The 266-nt window shown below is 66.2% G+C and carries 1 pseudogene; it reads right to left on the bottom strand.

Going from position 1 to position 266, the window contains the following annotated elements:
• Nucleotides 1-266: pseudogene (locus tag GYB81_RS23965) on the bottom strand (FAD-dependent oxidoreductase); the annotation flags it as partial.

Raw genomic sequence — 266 nt, 5'->3', positions numbered from 1 at the left:
GTGGGCGAGGGTGAAGCTAGGGGGCGGCACAGCGCAACCGATCAACTCGGCAAAGGCCCCGGGCAACTGTTCGAGCACGGCTTCCTTGGCCAAATCCAGATGCTGTCGGCTCCAGGCGCTGCTGGCGTGCAGTACCCAGGTATCGAGGCGGTTGTCGCGCCCTGGTTTGCTGCGGTTGCGGGCCAGCCAGTCGAGTGGGCTGTCCTGTACGAAGCACCCTTCCACGCGGGTATCGAGCGGGCTGGCGAAACCCAGTGCCACTGCCC

The organism is Pseudomonas yangonensis (genome assembly GCF_009932725.1).
GTDB classification, from domain to species: domain Bacteria; phylum Pseudomonadota; class Gammaproteobacteria; order Pseudomonadales; family Pseudomonadaceae; genus Aquipseudomonas; species Aquipseudomonas yangonensis.
This window is presented reverse-complemented; position numbering and strand designations above follow the sequence as displayed.